This is a genomic window from Blautia hominis (assembly GCA_002270465.1).
In the GTDB taxonomy this organism is placed as follows: Bacteria; Bacillota; Clostridia; order Lachnospirales; family Lachnospiraceae; genus Blautia; species Blautia hominis.
The window spans coordinates 155220-172042 of the sequence record NQOF01000009.1 but is presented as its reverse complement, the minus strand read 5'-3'; the positions used below and the strand labels follow the sequence as shown (position 1 = coordinate 172042).

Annotated in this window: 15 protein-coding genes, 6 tRNA genes and 1 rRNA gene; all 22 read left to right on the top strand. The window is 47.4% G+C overall.

Annotated elements, in window-relative coordinates:
• Positions 1 to 121, top strand: a 23S ribosomal RNA gene (locus CI595_RS23600); the annotation flags it as partial.
• Positions 122 to 210: 89 nt separating this feature from the next.
• Positions 211 to 283, top strand: a tRNA-Asn gene (locus CI595_RS23595).
• 6 nt (positions 284 to 289) lie between these two features.
• Positions 290 to 361 (top strand) — tRNA-Glu (locus CI595_RS23590).
• Positions 362 to 397: 36 nt separating this feature from the next.
• Positions 398 to 470 (top strand) — tRNA-Thr (locus tag CI595_RS23585).
• A 4-nt stretch (positions 471 to 474) separates the two neighbouring features.
• A tRNA-Ile gene (locus tag CI595_RS23580) sits at positions 475 to 548 on the top strand.
• 34 nt (positions 549 to 582) lie between these two features.
• Positions 583 to 656 (top strand) — tRNA-Asp (locus CI595_RS23575).
• A gap of 4 nt (positions 657 to 660) precedes the next feature.
• Positions 661 to 746, top strand: a tRNA-Leu gene (locus tag CI595_RS23570).
• Between the two features lie 189 nt (positions 747 to 935).
• Entirely contained in the window at positions 936 to 1634 is a 699-nt protein-coding gene (locus tag CI595_RS23565) for a response regulator transcription factor (RefSeq protein WP_095176057.1), read from the top strand.
• Positions 1609 to 3885, top strand: a complete 2277-nt coding sequence (locus tag CI595_RS23560; protein WP_095176056.1) for a sensor histidine kinase — start codon at positions 1609 to 1611, stop codon at positions 3883 to 3885. Before CI595_RS23565 ends, CI595_RS23560 begins: the two co-directional genes overlap by 26 nt.
• Before the next feature lie 805 nt (positions 3886 to 4690).
• A complete protein-coding gene (locus tag CI595_RS23545) occupies positions 4691 to 5638 on the top strand; it encodes an L-lactate dehydrogenase (RefSeq protein ID WP_095176053.1) in 948 nt (315 codons plus the stop codon).
• A gap of 87 nt (positions 5639 to 5725) precedes the next feature.
• The gene (locus CI595_RS23540) at positions 5726 to 6526 is read left to right on the top strand and encodes a CoB--CoM heterodisulfide reductase iron-sulfur subunit B family protein (protein WP_095176052.1); all 801 of its coding nucleotides are present in this window, start codon (positions 5726 to 5728) and stop codon (positions 6524 to 6526) included.
• Positions 6523 to 6912, top strand: a complete 390-nt coding sequence (locus tag CI595_RS23535) for a 4Fe-4S dicluster domain-containing protein (RefSeq protein ID WP_018595172.1) — start codon at positions 6523 to 6525, stop codon at positions 6910 to 6912. The genes CI595_RS23540 and CI595_RS23535 overlap by 4 nt, the downstream gene beginning before the upstream one ends.
• Before the next feature lie 6 nt (positions 6913 to 6918).
• Complete coding sequence (locus tag CI595_RS23530) at positions 6919 to 8907, top strand: CoB--CoM heterodisulfide reductase iron-sulfur subunit A family protein (protein ID WP_095176051.1); 1989 nt, start codon at positions 6919 to 6921, stop codon at positions 8905 to 8907.
• Positions 8898 to 9344, top strand: coding sequence for a hydrogenase iron-sulfur subunit (locus CI595_RS23525; RefSeq protein ID WP_095176050.1), 447 nt, complete (start codon positions 8898 to 8900; stop codon positions 9342 to 9344). Before CI595_RS23530 ends, CI595_RS23525 begins: the two co-directional genes overlap by 10 nt.
• A gap of 68 nt (positions 9345 to 9412) precedes the next feature.
• A complete protein-coding gene (locus CI595_RS23520; protein ID WP_095176049.1) occupies positions 9413 to 10378 on the top strand; it encodes a 4Fe-4S dicluster domain-containing protein in 966 nt (321 codons plus the stop codon).
• 3 nt (positions 10379 to 10381) lie between these two features.
• A complete protein-coding gene (locus tag CI595_RS23515; RefSeq protein WP_095176048.1) occupies positions 10382 to 11422 on the top strand; it encodes a 4Fe-4S dicluster domain-containing protein in 1041 nt (346 codons plus the stop codon).
• Complete coding sequence (locus tag CI595_RS23510) at positions 11422 to 12276, top strand: FAD/NAD(P)-binding protein (RefSeq protein WP_095176047.1); 855 nt, start codon at positions 11422 to 11424, stop codon at positions 12274 to 12276. The genes CI595_RS23515 and CI595_RS23510 overlap by 1 nt, the downstream gene beginning before the upstream one ends.
• Before the next feature lie 308 nt (positions 12277 to 12584).
• Positions 12585 to 13259: a 4Fe-4S dicluster domain-containing protein gene (locus tag CI595_RS23505; protein ID WP_095176064.1), complete on the top strand. Its 675-nt coding sequence runs from the start codon at positions 12585 to 12587 to the stop codon at positions 13257 to 13259.
• Between the two features lie 11 nt (positions 13260 to 13270).
• On the top strand, positions 13271 to 14872 hold the full coding sequence (locus tag CI595_RS23500; protein ID WP_095176046.1) for an FAD-dependent oxidoreductase: 1602 nt from the start codon (positions 13271 to 13273) through the stop codon (positions 14870 to 14872).
• 26 nt (positions 14873 to 14898) lie between these two features.
• A complete protein-coding gene (locus CI595_RS23495) occupies positions 14899 to 15741 on the top strand; it encodes a fumarate hydratase (RefSeq protein WP_095176045.1) in 843 nt (280 codons plus the stop codon).
• On the top strand, positions 15742 to 16302 hold the full coding sequence (locus CI595_RS23490) for a Fe-S-containing hydro-lyase (protein ID WP_095176044.1): 561 nt from the start codon (positions 15742 to 15744) through the stop codon (positions 16300 to 16302). It abuts the gene before it with no gap.
• A gap of 95 nt (positions 16303 to 16397) precedes the next feature.
• Positions 16398 to 16712: a hypothetical protein gene (locus CI595_RS23485; protein WP_018595182.1), complete on the top strand. Its 315-nt coding sequence runs from the start codon at positions 16398 to 16400 to the stop codon at positions 16710 to 16712.
• Positions 16713 to 16823: the final 111 nt, after the last annotated feature.

The following is a 16823-nucleotide window of genomic DNA, read 5'->3' as shown; positions in this document are numbered from 1 at the left end:
TGAGATATCCCATTCTATAAAGAAGTAAGACCCCTTGAAGACGACGAGGTGGATAGGGCAGAGGTGGAAGTGCAGCAATGTATGGAGCTGACTGCTACTAATCGGTCGAGGGCTTGACCTAAGCACGGAAGTGCGAACGGCGGGTAAGAAAAAAAGGTTTTTGTGTTTTGTATATGCGGTTTTGAAGGTACGGTGTATCAGTGTATCTATTCCTCCTTAGCTCAGTCGGTAGAGCATGCGGCTGTTAACCGCAGTGTCGTTGGTTCGAGTCCAACAGGGGGAGTTTTTTGGCTCCATGGTCAAGCGGTTAAGACACCGCCCTTTCACGGCGGTAACAGGGGTTCAAATCCCCTTGGAGTCATTCAACAAAGAATGAAACAATAAGTTAAACAGGTACGCCGATGTGGCTCAATTGGCAGAGCAGCTGATTTGTAATCAGCAGGTTATCGGTTCGAGTCCGATCATCGGCTTTATGGACCTTTAGCTCAGTTGGTTAGAGCAACCGGCTCATAACCGGTCGGTCCTGGGTTCGAGTCCCCGAAGGTCCATTTATTAGTTAAAGGTTACAATTTTATAGGTTTTGGCCCAGTGGCTCAGTTGGTTAGAGCGCCGCCCTGTCACGGCGGAGGTCGAGAGTTCGAGTCTCTTCTGGGTCGTTTTGCCGCAGTGGCGGAACTGGCAGACGCCCGGGACTTAAAATCCCGTGGGTAGTGATACCCGTACCGGTTCGATTCCGGTCTGCGGCATCGTATTAAGAGCGTAATTTACGCTCTTTTTTTCGTTATTAGTATAATCGAAAATAGAAGTAGGAGGAGTACCTAAGGTGCTTCTCCTTTTTAGCAGATACAGAATTGTAAGAAATCCGTAAGGAATCTGTCCATTGTTTTGTAAGACAGAGGGGGTATTATAAATACAAGCTTTAAGGAGGAGGAGACATGAGCGAATGTATTCTAGTGGCAGATGATGACAGAGAGATCGTAAAGGCCATAGCAATTTTATTAGAAAGGGAAGGTTATAAAGTCCTGCCGGCCTATGATGGACTGGAGGCATTGGACCTTCTTGCACAGAACCGGATCCAGTTGATATTGATGGATGTCATGATGCCCCGCATGGATGGCTTATCCGCTATTATGAAAATACGTGAGAGACGGAATATCCCGATCATTGTCCTGAGCGCTAAAAGCGAGGACACAGATAAGGTATTGGGACTTTCCATGGGAGCGGATGATTATGTGACCAAGCCATATAATTCACAGGAACTGGTTGCCAGAGTAAAAAGCCATCTCAGGCGTTATACCAGATTGGGTGATATCAATGCAGTGAGTGCCTCAAAGGAATTTAAGAGCGGCCGTCTTAGCTATCATGCGGAGGAACGGGTTCTGTATGCTGACGGGGAGTCCGTGAGGCTGACTGCCACGGAGACAAAGATTGTGGATCTGTTCATGCGCAACCTGGGACGTGTATTTTCAGCGGAGGAGATTTACCGCCGAGTCTGGGAGGAGGATGCTTTTGCCCCTGAGAATACAGTTATGGTGCATATCAGACGCATTCGCGAGAAAATTGAACTGAATCCAAAGGAGCCAGAATATTTAAAGGTGGTGTGGGGAATTGGATATAAAATCGAAAAAATGTAAAGTGATAGCAGCCTGGGCAGCGTTTTTCCTAAGTATTTGCCTGCTTGTGGAGAGTGGTGTGGCCACCCTGAATGTGCTCAGTGGAAATGGCCCCCGCGGAGTGGGTGTCAAAGATGCGTTTTCATCAGATTATGAGGACACAAAGGAATTTCGCAGATTTGTGTCAGACTACCTGGATACGTTTCTTTCTATGGCCACAGGCGGCCCGGTGAATTGGTATGGAAGGTATGGGGATGTGGCGTATTCTGATGACACCACATGGAATATTGGAGATATTGAGAATACAGCCACTGCTGTAGTCGAGGAAATTGCTGAACAGGGCTGGGACTACAGCGGGGATTACAGCGAGGATGACTGGGAGTACACCGTATCTCCGAAAAAAGTGCATGCATCTATAAAAAATGATAAAAATCTGCTCTATGATATCAGGTATGACGGTAAGTCGGTGTATACCAATGATGATGAAGGCTTTTTGAAGAACGGGGAGAAAGACCTGCCTTCTGATTATAACTTTTATCTGTCCTTTGCAGATGGAAAAGCATCTGTAGTTAAAGACAAAAAAGCCGTGGATGTGTATGGGGATGATCTATACCGGGAGGACAGCAAGTGGCAGATTCCCGGGTACAAGAACTATACGGTAGATGATAAAACGAAGAAAGCCGAAGTACGCATGGCAGTCAGAAAAACGCCGGTAAACTATGTACAGGGAAACTATTCCAGCGACTCGGGCAGTTATTATGGAACAAGCAGCCTTTATGATACGGTCAGAAATCTGAATCAGGCTAAAAACGCCTATGTAGCTCAGATTGTAAAGTTTATTGTTGGTCTCATACTGCTGGGGATTTACCTGGCTTTGAGAAAGTATAAAAAAGACGGTGACAGGGCCATTGCGGTTTGTACAGGCAAGATTTGGATGGAATGTAAAGCCGGGCTGGTTATTCTGGTGATCGCAGGGGGCATTGCAGGGCTTAATAACTATATAGATATTTACTATGGATGGGGGTATTATGAATACGCGGCGGAAGTTTTATATCCGATGATGTATTCTCTGTTTGCAAATCCCATTTTGGTGCTGGTATTTTTCTGGACCTTATATCTGTTTGTGAATGATTACAGATATAACAAAAAGAAACCCGGAAAAACGCTGGTCAAAGATATACAAAAACTTCTTCAGACCAGGAATATGGAATATCCTTTTCAAAAAAAAATGATCCGTAAATTTTCACCGGTCATGATTTCCGGTATCATCTTATCTGTCATTGCGGCTCTGGCTTGTTTTGTGACAGGGTATTACCTGTATGATGATGGCGGGAGTTTTGGAGTTGTATTGCTGCTTGTGGCTTTGGTAGTCCTTGTGATTGTACTTCTGGTGGGAATGATGAAACAGTATGCGTCCGATAACCAGGTGTTTGCAAGTGAGATTGGCCGGTTAGTTGATCAGATAACAAAAGTTCACGATGGCAACATGACAGACAAACTGAAAGTGCCGGAAGATTCTGACCTGTATGAAGCTGTGCAGCAGTTAAATGACATTCAGAGCGGTATGGATACGGCACTGTCGGAAAGGATGAAAAGTGAGCGCATGAAGGTGGAGCTGGTGTCGAATGTATCGCATGATATTAAGACGCCCCTGACCTCCATTATCAGCTACGTGGATCTTATGAAACAGGAAGAAAATCTTCCGGAGGAGGTTAAGGATTATATACGCATCCTGGACATTAAGTCCCAGCGGTTGAAATCCATGGTGCAGGATGTTTTTGAGATCAGCAAAGCGGCATCCAAGCAGCTTCCTGTAGATCTGGAAGATCTGGATCTGGGCAAACTGCTCCGTCAGACCCTGGCTGATATGGAAGAACAGATTGAAGAGAGCTCTGTGACAGTCAAGGCACAGATCCCTGCAGATGCGGTGATGATCCATGCGGATGGCAGCCGTCTGTACCGAGTGTTCCAGAACCTGCTGCAGAATGCCCTGAAGTATTCTCTGAACGGTTCCCGTGTGTTCATTACACTGAAAACAGACAGCAAATCAGCCAAAACCACTGTTAAAAATATCTCCCAGGACGAGATTCCTTCTGAAATTGACTTTACAGAACGTTTTGTCCGCGGAGACGAGAGCCGTACCGACGGCGGAAGCGGATTGGGACTTTCCATTGCCAGAAGTTTTACGGAGGCATGCGGAGGTGTTTTCGGAATAGAAGTGGATGCGGATTTGTTTGTGGTCACGGTGGAATTTCCGATTCTTCAGGATTGATACAATGAAAATGGATCACAGTTTGTTACTATTCACGGCTGTTATCCCGCGAGTTGTTTTTATGCGCTTGCGCATGAAAATCCCGAGGCAGCCGGTGCGATATGGGGCAGAATGCTCCATATCTGTGCATCGCGAAGCGTGTTACTGTTTACAGAACTGCGTTTTTTGCAGGGCTGTGAATAGTAATCACAGTTTCATTGTGGGCATTATAGAATGGTTATCTAACTAACACGTTTGATATAATAGAAAGGGTTGCTCTGTGGGTTCTTAAATGTATGAACCAACTGGGGCAATCCTTTTTTTACATGCGCTGTACATGAAAGCACACCTTTAAAATGTATGAAAAATAAAGAAAAAAGCAGTTAGTGTTTTTTGTATACATAGATAAAATAAGACATAAAAATCCGGAAAAAAAGCCATAAAATAATGGATAAAAAAGGTCTAAAAATAAATTGCACGCAGAAAAATACATAAAAATCAAGAAGTTTCCCTTTTTGTATGGCACGCGGCAGGCCAGAAATTGTCAGAAAAATAATTTCGCACATTAACGTGGTAGATAAGACAAAAAAATACAAAAAATCGTTAAAAAGTTGTTGTTAATTTCTTATCAATATGATATCCTAAATCAGTAACGCGAAATCAAATTCAACACCAAACCCCTAGAATCTGGGGCAATTGAGTAAAGATACTTTAACGGAATCCTATACTCAATAAGACGGAATTTGTGATTTCATATTTTTTTGAACTTTATTTGTTAAAAAAAAGACAATAACAACAGCCCATATGGAAGGGGAAAGGAGCAAGCATGAGTAGTAAAATTACTGTCATCGGAGCCGGAAGCGTTGGCTCAACGATTGCTTACACATTATCAAACGGGGATATCGCATCAGAGATTGTATTGATTGATATCAACAAGGAAAAAGTTGCAGGGGAAGTAATGGATATTGCGCAGGGAACCTGTTTCCGCGATCCCATTAATATTGTTGCAGGCGAATACGAGGATGCTAAGGATTCCGATATCGTAATTATCACATCAGGAATTGCCCGCAAACCGGGTCAGACTAGAATTGAGCTGACACAGACCAATGTAAATATTTTAAAGAGCATCACACCGGAAATCGTAAAAGCTGCACCGAATGCTCTTTACATCATCGTAAGCAATCCTGTTGACATTATGACTTATGTGTTTACAAAGATTTCAGGACTGCCGGAGAATCAGATTATCGGTTCCGGAACGATTCTGGATACTGCACGTCTCCGCTGCGGACTCTCTGAACACTTTAAAGTTGCTCAGAAGAATATCCACGCTTATGTATTTGGTGAGCACGGTGACACTTCCTTCATTCCCTGGACGGGCGCATATATATCAGGTGTAAGCCTTGATGAGTATTACGAGCTGGCTAAGAACCTTGGCAAGGATGTAGAAGAGCTTGACAAGGAAGAAATGCTGACTTATGTTCAGAAGTCCGGCGGCAAGGTGATCGCAAACAAAGGAGCCACCTTCTACGCAGTATCTGCAGCAGTATGTAAGCTGTGCGGAATCCTGCTGGCATCTTCTGACTCCATTGCAACCGTTTCCTCTATGATGCACGGTGAATACGGCATTGAGGATGTCTGCGTGAGCACACTGACTCTGGTTGGACCTAATGGTATCCAGGGGAAAGTGCCGATGCGGATGAACAAAGAAGAGATTGCAAAACTTCAGGCAAGTGCCAATGCACTGAAAGAAGTTATCAAACAGATAGAACTGTAGAAACAGGAAAACGGTTCAGTATCCTCTGGTCCGCCAAGCGGCAGCTATGAGGGTACTGTTCCGTTTCCGGGATTATTAGGAGGAACTATGAAGTACAGTTATTATCCGGGGTGTACCCTGAAGACAAAAGCAGTGGAACTGGATGCTTATGCCAGAGCTTCTGCAAGGGCACTGGGATTTGAACTGGAAGAAATTGAAAACTGGCAGTGCTGCGGCGGCGTTTATCCGCTGGGTACTGATGAGATCGCCACAAAACTTTCTTCCGTCCGTGCTCTCAACGAGGCCAAAGAAAAAGGCCAGGATCTGGTAACGCTCTGTTCTGCCTGTCATCATGTGATCAAACGTGTCAACGATGATATGAAGAATGTAGATGACATCCGCACCAGAGCCAATAATTATATGCAGCTTGAGGAACCCTATGCAGGTGAGACGTCAGTGCTCCATTTTCTGGAGGTACTCCGTGACCGCATAGGTTTCGACACGTTAAAGGAGAAAGTAACCGCTCCGCTTACCGGGAAAAAGATAGGCGCTTATTACGGATGTCTGCTCCTTCGTCCAAGCACGCTTCTGCAATTTGATGATCCGGAGAATCCCGCCATCATTGAGGATTTCATCCGGGCCATCGGAGCAGAACCGGTTATCTATCCATACAGAAATGAATGCTGCGGCGGCTACATATCCCTGAAAGAAAAAGAGATGTCAAAGACCATGTCTGACAAGATCATGGAAAGCGCATCCGGTTTTGGAGCAGATATGCTGATCACTGCCTGTCCATTATGCCTGTATAACTTGAATAAGAGCACAAGCGGCAGCAAACTTCCTGTATTTTATTTTACAGAGCTCCTGGCAGAAGCTCTGGGCGTGAAAGAGGAGGTGGCAAAAGCATGAATACTCCAAAGAAACAGGCTGAAATGATAAAGGAGATCAGCGGCGTCAATCCGCTGAAATGTATGAAATGCGGCAAGTGTTCTGCGTCATGTCCATCCTACAACGAAATGGATATCAAACCTCATCAGTTTGTATCTTATGTGCAGAATGAAGACATTGAGTCCCTGGTAAATTCAAAATCCCTCTGGAAATGCCTTTCCTGTTTTGCGTGCGTGGAGCGCTGCCCAAGGGATGTGAAGCCTGGTAAACTTATTGACGCGGCAAGACAGCTGGTTGTCCGTGAAAAGGGCGGGGATTATCTGACGGCTGACGAGATCCCCGAGCTTTTGGACCCGGAACTTCCCCAGCAGCTTTTAGTCAGTGCATTCAGAAGATACAGGAGGTGAGGTTAAGTGCAGAGAATAGGTGTATTTGTCTGTCATTGCGGCAGTAACATTGCCGCCACGGTAGATGTGAAAAAAGTAGTGGAAATGGCTAAAATGGAGCCGGGAGTTGTCCATGCGGAAGACTATCAGTATATGTGTTCCGAGGCGGGACAGTCCAAGATTGCAGAGGCCATAAAAAATGAGAAGCTTACAGGACTTGTAGTATGTTCCTGTTCACCGCGTATGCATGAGACCACTTTCCGAAAAGCAGCGGAGAGAGCCGGCCTGAATCCATACATGGTGGAGGTTGCCAATATCCGTGAACATTGTTCCTGGATCCATAAGGACATGGAGGAGGCCACCAAGAAGGCAGTCATCCTTGCAAGAGCGGCAATCGCCAAAGTAAACTTAAACGCATCCCTGAAGCCGGGAGAGAGCCTTGTAACCAAACGTGCACTTGTGATCGGCGGGGGTATTGCAGGTATCCAGACGGCGCTGGATATTGCAGAGGCCGGATATGAAGTGGATATTGTGGAGAAGACCCCAAGTATCGGAGGAAGGATGTCACAGCTTGACAAGACATTCCCAACCCTTGACTGTTCCGCATGTATCCTGACACCAAAGATGGTGGAAGCATCTGCCCATGAGAAGATCAACATTTATACATACAGTGAAGTGGAAAAGGTTTCCGGCTTTGTGGGTGATTTTACTGTGGATATCCGCAAGAAAGCCAGAAGCGTAGATATGGACAAGTGTACAGGCTGCGGTGTCTGCCAGGAGAAATGCCCCTCCAAGAAAAATGCAAATGAATTTAACAGAGGGCTGAACACAAGAAGCGCCATCTACACACCATTTGCCCAGGCTATCCCCAATGTCCCGGTAATTGACAGGGAGAACTGTATTAAGTTCAAAACAGGAAAATGCGGTGTCTGTGCCAAGGTATGCCAGGCAGGTGCCATTGATTATGAGCAGAAGGATGAGATCGTTACAGAGAAGTACGGTGCCATTGTAGTTGCCACCGGTTTTGATACCATCAAACTGGACAATTACGATGAGTATGCATACAACCAGAGCAAGGATGTTATCACATCCCTGGAGCTGGAGCGTATCATGAACGCAGCAGGACCCACCAAAGGCCATCTGGAGCGCATGTCTGACGGAAAAGCCCCCAAGAATATGGTGTTTATCCAGTGCGTGGGCAGCCGCTGCGCAGACAAGCGGGGAAAGAGCTATTGTTCTAAGATCTGCTGTATGTACACAGCAAAACATGCCATGCTGATCCGCGACAAGTATCCGGATGTGAACGTGACTGTATTTTATATTGATGTCCGTACCCCGGGCAAAAACTTTGATGAATTCTACAGAAGAGCCGTGGAGGAATACGGTGTGAACTACATCAAAGGCCAGGTGGGAAAAGTCGCTCCCCAGCCAGACGGACAGTTACTCGTAAAGGGCGTTGACCTCATTGATAACAAGCAGATCCTCATGGAAGCAGACATGGTGGTCCTGGCCACAGCCATTGAACCGGACCCCTCTGTGAGAAAGATTGCTACCATGCTCACAGCCAGCATTGACACCAATAACTTCCTGACAGAGGCACATCCCAAGCTTCGTCCGGTGGAATCCCCCACAGCAGGTATTTTCCTGTCAGGCGTATGCCAGGGACCAAAGGATATTCCGGAGACCGTTTCTCAGGCAGGTGCTGCAGCGGTGAAAGCCATCGGACTCCTTGCAAAAGATAAACTGATGACCAACCCATGTACAGCCAAATCCGATGAACTTCTCTGCAACGGATGTTCCACCTGTGCAAATGTGTGTCCTTACGGTGCCATCACCTATGAGGAGAAAGAGGTGAATGACCACGGTATCCGCGAGACACGCCGCATTGCAGTCGTGAACAATGCACTGTGTCAGGGATGCGGAGCCTGCACAGTTGCCTGCCCGTCAGGAGCCATGGATTTACAGGGATTCTCCAACAGACAGATCATAGCGGAGGTGGATGCAATATGTCGATAGAAGCAAAAGAAGAATTCAGGCCTAAAATTGTGGCATTCTGCTGTAACTGGTGCAGTTATGCAGGCGCGGACCTGGCCGGCAGCAGCCGTCTGGCTTACCCTGCAGATGTTAAGATCATCCGCGTGCCATGTTCCTGCCGTGTAAATCCCATGTTCATTCTGCGGGCATTTGAGAAAGGTGCAGACGGGGTGATCCTCTGTGGATGTCATCCGGGAGACTGTCATTACAGCACAGGAAATTACTATGCCAGAAGGCGTATGACACTTTTATTCTCCATGCTGGATTATATCGGTGTGGAAAACGGACGTACCCGTGTGGAATGGGTGTCCGCAGCAGAGGGTGTAAAATTCTCCACCACCATGAACGAGTTTGTGGAAAAAGTACGCTCTCTGGGCAAGAATGTAAGATTGGAGGATTTGAGATGCAGGAACTTGTAGCAGCAACGAGCCAAGTGGGAGCTTGCTCACATTTGGCGACTGCAGAACAACGAGAGTCGCAGACTCGAGTGATAAACCGTGCAAAAGAGCTGTTAGCGGACGGTACCGTGGCCCGTGTCCTCGGCTGGAAAGCGGGAGACCTGCCTTATAATCCGGAACCGGCTTATTTTGAAAAAGAAGAGGACTTTGAGAACTTCGTGTACAACGGGTTCTGCGGAGCCAATTTAAGCAAATATATGATCGAGGCTTCCAAGCTGGAGGGGAAGACCCTTGTATGTCTGAAACCATGTGACACTTACAGCTTTAACCAGCTCATTAAGGAGCATAGGGTCGACAGGGAAAAAGCCTATATTATAGGCGTTGGCTGCAAAGGCAAGCTGGATATTGAAAAGATCAAGGGCATGGGGATTAAGGGAATCGAGAGCATTTCCGGGGCAGAGATCACAGAGGAAGCGGACACACTTGCCATCCGGACTCTTTACGGAGAGAAAACATGTTCCTACGCAGATGCCATGCTGGAGAGATGCCATGTCTGCAAGGGCAAAGAACATAAGATTTACGATGAGCTGATCGGAGAATCAAAAGAGACAAAGGATGCAGAACGTTTTGACGGTGTGGCGGCCATTGAGGCCATGAGCCCGGAGGAGAAATTCGCATTTTTCCAGAATGAGTTAAGCAAATGTATCCGCTGTAATGCCTGCAGAAATGTATGTCCTGCATGCAGCTGCAGAAAATGTGTATTTGACAGCAACAAGTTTGACAGTTCCCAGAAGGCCAATGCGGATTCCTTTGAGGAGAAGATGTTCCATATCATCCGCGCGTTCCATGTGGCAGGGCGCTGCACAGACTGCGGAGAATGCAGCCGTGTATGTCCCCAGGGAATTCCCCTTCATCTGTTTAACCGGAAATTTATCAAGGATATTGATGAATTCTACGGAGAATATCAGGCCGGCGAGGATACAGATTCAAAAGGGCCGCTGACAAACTTTACATTTGATGACGTAGAGCCAGGCATTGTGGCAGAAAGGGGATAATGTATGTATAAGACAGCAAAAGAAAATCTGGCGGCATTATTCCAGTTAATTGCCGGTGCCCAGGAATTATATGTCCCGGTAAAGGTGAGCGGACAGGTGAACTTCAGGGCATGGAGTGAGGACGCGGAGGTTGACCTGGATACACTGAAGACAGTGAAATCCCCCAAAGACGTATTTTTCCCTCAGAGTGAGGATTTGTATACCTGCAAAAAAGACGGGAAAAAACTGACCATTGAACCGGAAGCACTGAAAGAGCAGGATTTCGTGGTATTTGGAATGAAAGCCTGTGACGTGAAGGGCGTGGAAGTTTTAGATAAAGTATTTTTAGCTGATCCGGTGGATTCCTTTTATGCGGCAAGACGTGAACATGGGACCATCGTAGCCATGGCGTGTCATGAACCGGAGGAAACCTGCTTCTGTAAGGTGTTTGGCGTGGACTGCGCAGAGCCTGCAGCGGATGTAGCTGTATGGATGGCGGGAGATGCGCTTTACTGGAATCCTCTTACAGAGAAGGGAGAAGCCCTTACAAAATCTGTGGACAGCCTTTTGACGCAGGCCGATGCTGATGCGGAAAAGAAAGTGGAGGAAGAGAAAGCTTCCATCCGCGCAATTGTTGAAAAACTTCCTTATACCAATCTTTCCCTGGAAGGATGGAATGGGGATATGTTAAATGAAAAATTCAATTCTGAACTTTGGGAAGAGCTGTACAAGCCTTGTCTGGCGTGCGGTACCTGTACCTTTGTATGTCCCACCTGCCAGTGCTATGACATCAAGGATTATGACACAGGCCATGGGATCAAGAGATACCGCTGCTGGGATTCCTGCATGTACTCAGATTTCACCATGATGGCTCACGGAAACAACCGTACAAGCCAGATGCAGCGTTTCCGCCAGAGATTTATGCATAAACTGGTATATTTCCCGGCAAACAATGACGGGATGTATTCCTGTGTAGGCTGCGGCAGATGTGTGGAAAAATGCCCGGCTTCCTTAAATATTGTGAAAGTTATCAAATCCTTTCAGAAACAGGGAGGTGACAAATAATGAGCGAATGTACCTGTCATAAAAATTATACGCTGGATACGCTGATTCCTCAGGTGGGAGTCATAACAGATATCCGCCAGGAGACACCGGACGTAAAGACCTTCCGGGTAAATGCACCGGAGGGCGGAAAGCTTTTTGAACATATGCCCGGACAGTGTGCCATGGTGTGTGCACCGGGCATCAGTGAAGGTATGTTTTCCATTACTTCCTCACCCACAAATAAAGAATTCCAGGAATTCAGCATCAAGAAATGCGGTATCCTCACAGATTATCTTCACAGCCTTGAGGTTGGCGACGAGATTACGGTGAGAGGTCCGTACGGTAACCATTTCCCGGTAGAGACCGAGTTAAAAGGCCAGAACCTGCTGTTTATTGCAGGCGGTATCGGTCTTGCACCTCTTCGCTCTGTTATCAACTATGTGCTGGATAACAGAGAGAACTACGGAACCGTGGATATTCTCTATGGTTCCCGTTCCGCAGACGATCTGGTCCAGTTAAAAGAGATACAGGAAGTCTGGATGAAGACAGAGGGTGTGAACGTATATCTGACCATTGACCGGGAACAGGAAGGCTGGGACGGCCATGTGGGATTTGTACCCAACTACTTAAAAGAGGTGGGATTCACCACAGACAAGACAGCCCTTGTCTGCGGACCGCCGATCATGATCAAGTTCGTGCTGGCAGCCCTCCAGGAGATGGGATTCTCTAAAGAGCAGGTCTACACAACACTAGAACTCCGTATGAAATGCGGCGTAGGCAAATGCGGCCGCTGTAATATCGGTTCCAAATATGTGTGCAAAGACGGACCGGTATTCCGCTGCGACGAGATCGACGAATTACCTAACGAGTATTGACAGGCAATGAGCAGTGCGCCGGAACGTCCAAGCTGGCAGCGTTGTGCTCGCACATAAGCGGACAGATTGTACGTTGCGGCATAGGGCGAAAGCCCTCAACCGAGATGAAGCGAAGCGGAATCGAGGTGGCACTGCGGAGTAGAGGCAGTGCGCCATAACGTCCAAGCTGGCAGCGTTGTGCTTGCACATAAGCGGACAGATTGTACGTTGCGGCATAGGGCGAATGCCCTCAACCGAGATGAAGCGAAGCGGAATCGAGGTGGCACTGCGGGGCAAAGATGAAGTTGATGAAAGGATTGATACCTATTATGGAAAAAATGGTTAATGTATTTTTCTTCGGTAAGAAATACAGTGTGCCTGCGGATCTGACGATCATGACAGCCATGGAATATGCCGGATATACCCTGAAAAGAGGGTGCGGCTGCCGTCATGGTTTCTGCGGAGCATGTGCTACGATATACAGGATCAAAGGAAAGAACGAGCTGAAGACATGTCTTGCCTGTCAGACACAGGTGGAGGAGGGCATGTATGTGGCAAGTATTCCTTTCTTCCCTACAGACAAGAGAACGTATGATATAGAGGAGATCAAACCCACCCAGCAGATCATGATGGAGCTGTATCCGGAAATCTATAGCTGTATCGGATGTAATGCCTGTACAAAAGCCTGTACACAGGATCTGAACGTTATGCAGTACATCGCTTACGCACAGAGAGGTGAATTTGAGAAATGTGCAGAGGAATCCTTTGACTGTGTAAGCTGCGGCTGCTGTTCCGTAAGATGTCCGGCCGGTATTTCTCATCCTATGGTTGGTCTTCTTGCAAGACGCCTCACAGGAAAATATATTGCACCTGAGACAAAACACCTGGAAAACCGTGTGGAGGAGATCCATAAGGGCGCTTACGATGAACTGATCGAGCAGATCATGGAAAAACCCATTACGGAAATGCAGGAACTTTACAATACCAGAGAGATTGAGAAATAAGGAGGATAGCCATGTTTACACCAGAAATGCTTGAGTCCATTAAAAAGGTGGAAGCCACCAGAGACGAGCGTATGGGCATGGAACCCAGACGTATGACTGCTGATGAAAAGGATGCCCTCTTGAAGGCTTATCATCCGGACTATAAAAAAGACGGGTTTACTGAGATTAAGATTGGCCCGAACAAGGGCCAGAAAGCGCCCACAGAGCTGGGACATTTACTCCACTCCAACAGCCGTCTGTTAAATGTGGATATAGATCTGAACAAAGTGGATTATGACGTGGACGTGCTGGTGATCGGCGGCGGCGGAGCAGGCTCTTCTGCAGCCATTGAAGCTCATGAAGCAGGCGCCAATGTTATGATCGTCACAAAACTGCGTATTGGGGATGCAAACACCATGATGGCCGAGGGCGGTATCCAGGCAGCAGATAAAGAAAATGACTCTCCGGTCCAGCACTATCTGGACGCTTTCGGAGGCGGACACTTTGCAGCCAGGCCGGAACTGCTGAAAAGACTGGTCATGGAGGCGCCTGACGCGATCCAGTGGCTGAACAAGCTGGGCGTTATGTTTGACAAGGACGCAGAGGGAAATATGGTTACCACCCACGGAGGCGGTACTTCCAGAAAGAGAATGCATGCCTGCAAGGACTACTCCGGTGCGGAGATCATGCGTACTCTGCGGGATGAGGTTATAAACCGTCAGATCCCTGTTGTGGAGTTTACTTCCGCAGTGGAATTGATCAAGGATGACAAGGGACAGGTTGCAGGTGCTGTTCTGCAGAATATGGAGACAGATGACTACCTGGTGGCAAAAGCAAAGACAGTCATCATTGCCACAGGCGGTGCAGGACGTCTTCATTACCAGGACTTCCCAACTTCCAACCACTACGGGGCAACCGCAGACGGACTGGTTCTGGGATACCGCGCAGGCGCCCCGCTCTTATACCAGGATACCATTCAGTATCACCCAACAGGTGTTGCTTACCCGGCACAGATTTTCGGTGCCCTGGTCACAGAGAAGGTTCGTTCTCTGGGAGCTATGCTGGTAAACATTGACGGTGAAGCTTTCATGCATCCTCTGGAGACACGCGACGTGGCAGCAGCTTCCATTATCCGCGAGTGCAGCGACAGGGGAAAAGGTGTGGCCACGCCTCTGGGCAGCGGTGTATGGCTGGATACTCCCATGATCGAAAGGATCGGCGGAGAGGGAACTATTGAAAAACGTATCCCTGCCATGCTTCGTATGTACATGAACTATGACATTGATATGAGAAAACAGCCGATTCTTGTATATCCTACACTCCATTATCAGAACGGTGGTCTGGAAATCGGCGGGGACGGCTACACAAAAGCTATTGATAATCTGCTGGTAGCAGGCGAGGCAGTGGGTGGGATCCACGGAAGAAACCGTCTTATGGGCAACTCTCTTCTGGATATCATTGTATTCGGCCGCAATGCAGGCAAGGCTGCAGCAGCGAAAGCAAAAGAGACAGAACTGGGATCCATGACACTGGAACATATTGAACAATATGCAGAGGAACTGAAAAACGCAGGCATTGCTTCCGATGATGTATCTCCATTACTGCTTCCCAAGTATGCCCGTCATGAAAGATAACAAGTAAGACAGGAGAGTGAACGTATATGCGCGAAATTATGGCAAGCCAGATAACAGATGTCATTGAGAATCTTTGCATTCAGGCCAATGAACATCTGCCTGAGGACGTAAAATGTGCAATTAAAGACTGCAGGGCCTGTGAAGACTGGGAAATCGCACAGGGTGTGCTGGACAATATTATTGAGAACTTTGAAATTGCTGACGAACAGAATGTTCCAATCTGCCAGGATACCGGTATGGCCTGTGTATTCTTGGAAATCGGACAGGATGTACATATTTCAGGCGGCAATTTAAGCGATGCTGTAAATGAAGGCGTGCGCCGCGGATATGACAAGGGATATCTGAGAAAATCCGTAGTCAAGGACCCCGTACGCAGAGGCAATACCGGAGACAATACGCCGGCTATGATCTATACAGAAATCGTTCCCGGAGAGCAGATCAAAATCACAGTGGGACCAAAAGGGTTCGGAAGTGAAAATATGAGTGCGATCCGCATGTTCAAGCCTTCCGCAGGACTTCAGGGGATCAAAGACTTTATCCTGGAGACCGTCGAGACCGCAGGCCCGAACCCATGTCCGCCTATGGTAGTGGGCGTGGGCATTGGAGGTACTTTTGATAAGGCAGCTCTTCTCGCAAAGAAAGCACTGATGCGCCCCATTGATTCTTCCAATGAAGACCCATACTATGCAGAGCTGGAAGTGGAAATGCTGGACAAGATCAACAAGCTTGGCATCGGTCCCCAAGGATTCGGCGGCAAGACCACAGCCATTGGCCTGAACATTGAAACCATGCCTACACATATTGCAGGTATGCCATGTGCCATCAATATCAACTGCCACGTGACCCGCCACAAAACGGAGGTGATTTAAATGGAAAAACATATTACACTGCCCCTCACCGAGGAACTGGCAAAAACGCTCCATGCAGGAGATACCGTATATGTGACCGGAACGATCTATACCTCACGTGACGCAGGTCACAAGCGTATGTGCGAAGCCCTGGCAAGAGGCGAGGAACTTCCTTTTGACCCGGCAGATGCCACGATATATTATGTAGGTCCTACACCTGCAAAACCCGGTCAGGTAATCGGCTCCGCAGGCCCGACTACCAGCGGACGTATGGATGCCTATGCACCCACCATGATGTCTGTGGGGGCCAGAGGCATGATTGGAAAAGGTGCCCGTCTTCCGGAAGTGATAGAGGCTATGAAAAAATACAGCGGTGTTTATTTCGGAGCCATCGGCGGAGCAGGCGCCTTGCTTGCAAAATGTATCAAGAAGGCAGAACTTATTGCGTATGAAGACCTGGGTGCGGAAGCGCTGAGAAAATTATATGTGGAGGATATGCCTCTGTTCGTTATCATTGACAGCGAGGGAAAGAACCTGTACGAAGAGGGAAGAGCCGCATATCTGGCACAACATAGAGAATAACAGACAGCAAAGACGAGCCTATAGAGACAGACCGCTTCTGAAATGACAGGAGCGGTCTTTGATAACACATTAAAAGAGGGAATGGAGAAAATATAATGACAAACCTATTAGAAGCACTTATGATACTCTGCTTCGGCTTATCATGGCCGATCTCAATCCGTAAATCCTGGATTTCCAGAACCGCAAAAGGAAAGAGCCTGTTCTTTGAATTTTTTATCTGGATCGGTTATGTATTCGGTATTGCCCGTAAAGTGATCCTGTGGATGGAAGCAGGGGCAGCAGGTACCTCACTTGACTGGCTGTTCTATTTGGGATGGTTCTTCTACATACTGAATATTGTGGAGATTTCCATTGATATGGCGCTTTACTTTAGAAATGTAAAACTGGATAAGGCAAGAGAAAAAGCCTGAGATCACCAAAACTCTTCCCCGGATAGTGGTGTGCAGACAAGGGCCATATGGGTCCACAGCCCGGTTCTAAGATTTTGATTCGTTACATAAACTGATACAGAATGTGACCGG

What these genes read in the sequence shown, in the direction of transcription:
- CI595_RS23485 (WP_018595182.1), top strand. Translation starts at nt 16,398, where the DNA reads ATGACAAACCTATTAGAAGCACTTATGATACTCTGCTTCGGCTTATCA.
- CI595_RS23500 (WP_095176046.1), top strand. Translation starts at nt 13,271, where the DNA reads ATGTTTACACCAGAAATGCTTGAGTCCATTAAAAAGGTGGAAGCCACC.
- CI595_RS23525 (WP_095176050.1), top strand. Translation starts at nt 8,898, where the DNA reads ATGTCGATAGAAGCAAAAGAAGAATTCAGGCCTAAAATTGTGGCATTC.
- CI595_RS23565 (WP_095176057.1), top strand. Translation starts at nt 936, where the DNA reads ATGAGCGAATGTATTCTAGTGGCAGATGATGACAGAGAGATCGTAAAG.
- CI595_RS23540 (WP_095176052.1), top strand. Translation starts at nt 5,726, where the DNA reads ATGAAGTACAGTTATTATCCGGGGTGTACCCTGAAGACAAAAGCAGTG.
- CI595_RS23535 (WP_018595172.1), top strand. Translation starts at nt 6,523, where the DNA reads ATGAATACTCCAAAGAAACAGGCTGAAATGATAAAGGAGATCAGCGGC.
- CI595_RS23490 (WP_095176044.1), top strand. Translation starts at nt 15,742, where the DNA reads ATGGAAAAACATATTACACTGCCCCTCACCGAGGAACTGGCAAAAACG.
- CI595_RS23510 (WP_095176047.1), top strand. Translation starts at nt 11,422, where the DNA reads ATGAGCGAATGTACCTGTCATAAAAATTATACGCTGGATACGCTGATT.
- CI595_RS23515 (WP_095176048.1), top strand. Translation starts at nt 10,382, where the DNA reads ATGTATAAGACAGCAAAAGAAAATCTGGCGGCATTATTCCAGTTAATT.
- CI595_RS23545 (WP_095176053.1), top strand. Translation starts at nt 4,691, where the DNA reads ATGAGTAGTAAAATTACTGTCATCGGAGCCGGAAGCGTTGGCTCAACG.
- CI595_RS23495 (WP_095176045.1), top strand. Translation starts at nt 14,899, where the DNA reads ATGCGCGAAATTATGGCAAGCCAGATAACAGATGTCATTGAGAATCTT.
- CI595_RS23505 (WP_095176064.1), top strand. Translation starts at nt 12,585, where the DNA reads ATGGAAAAAATGGTTAATGTATTTTTCTTCGGTAAGAAATACAGTGTG.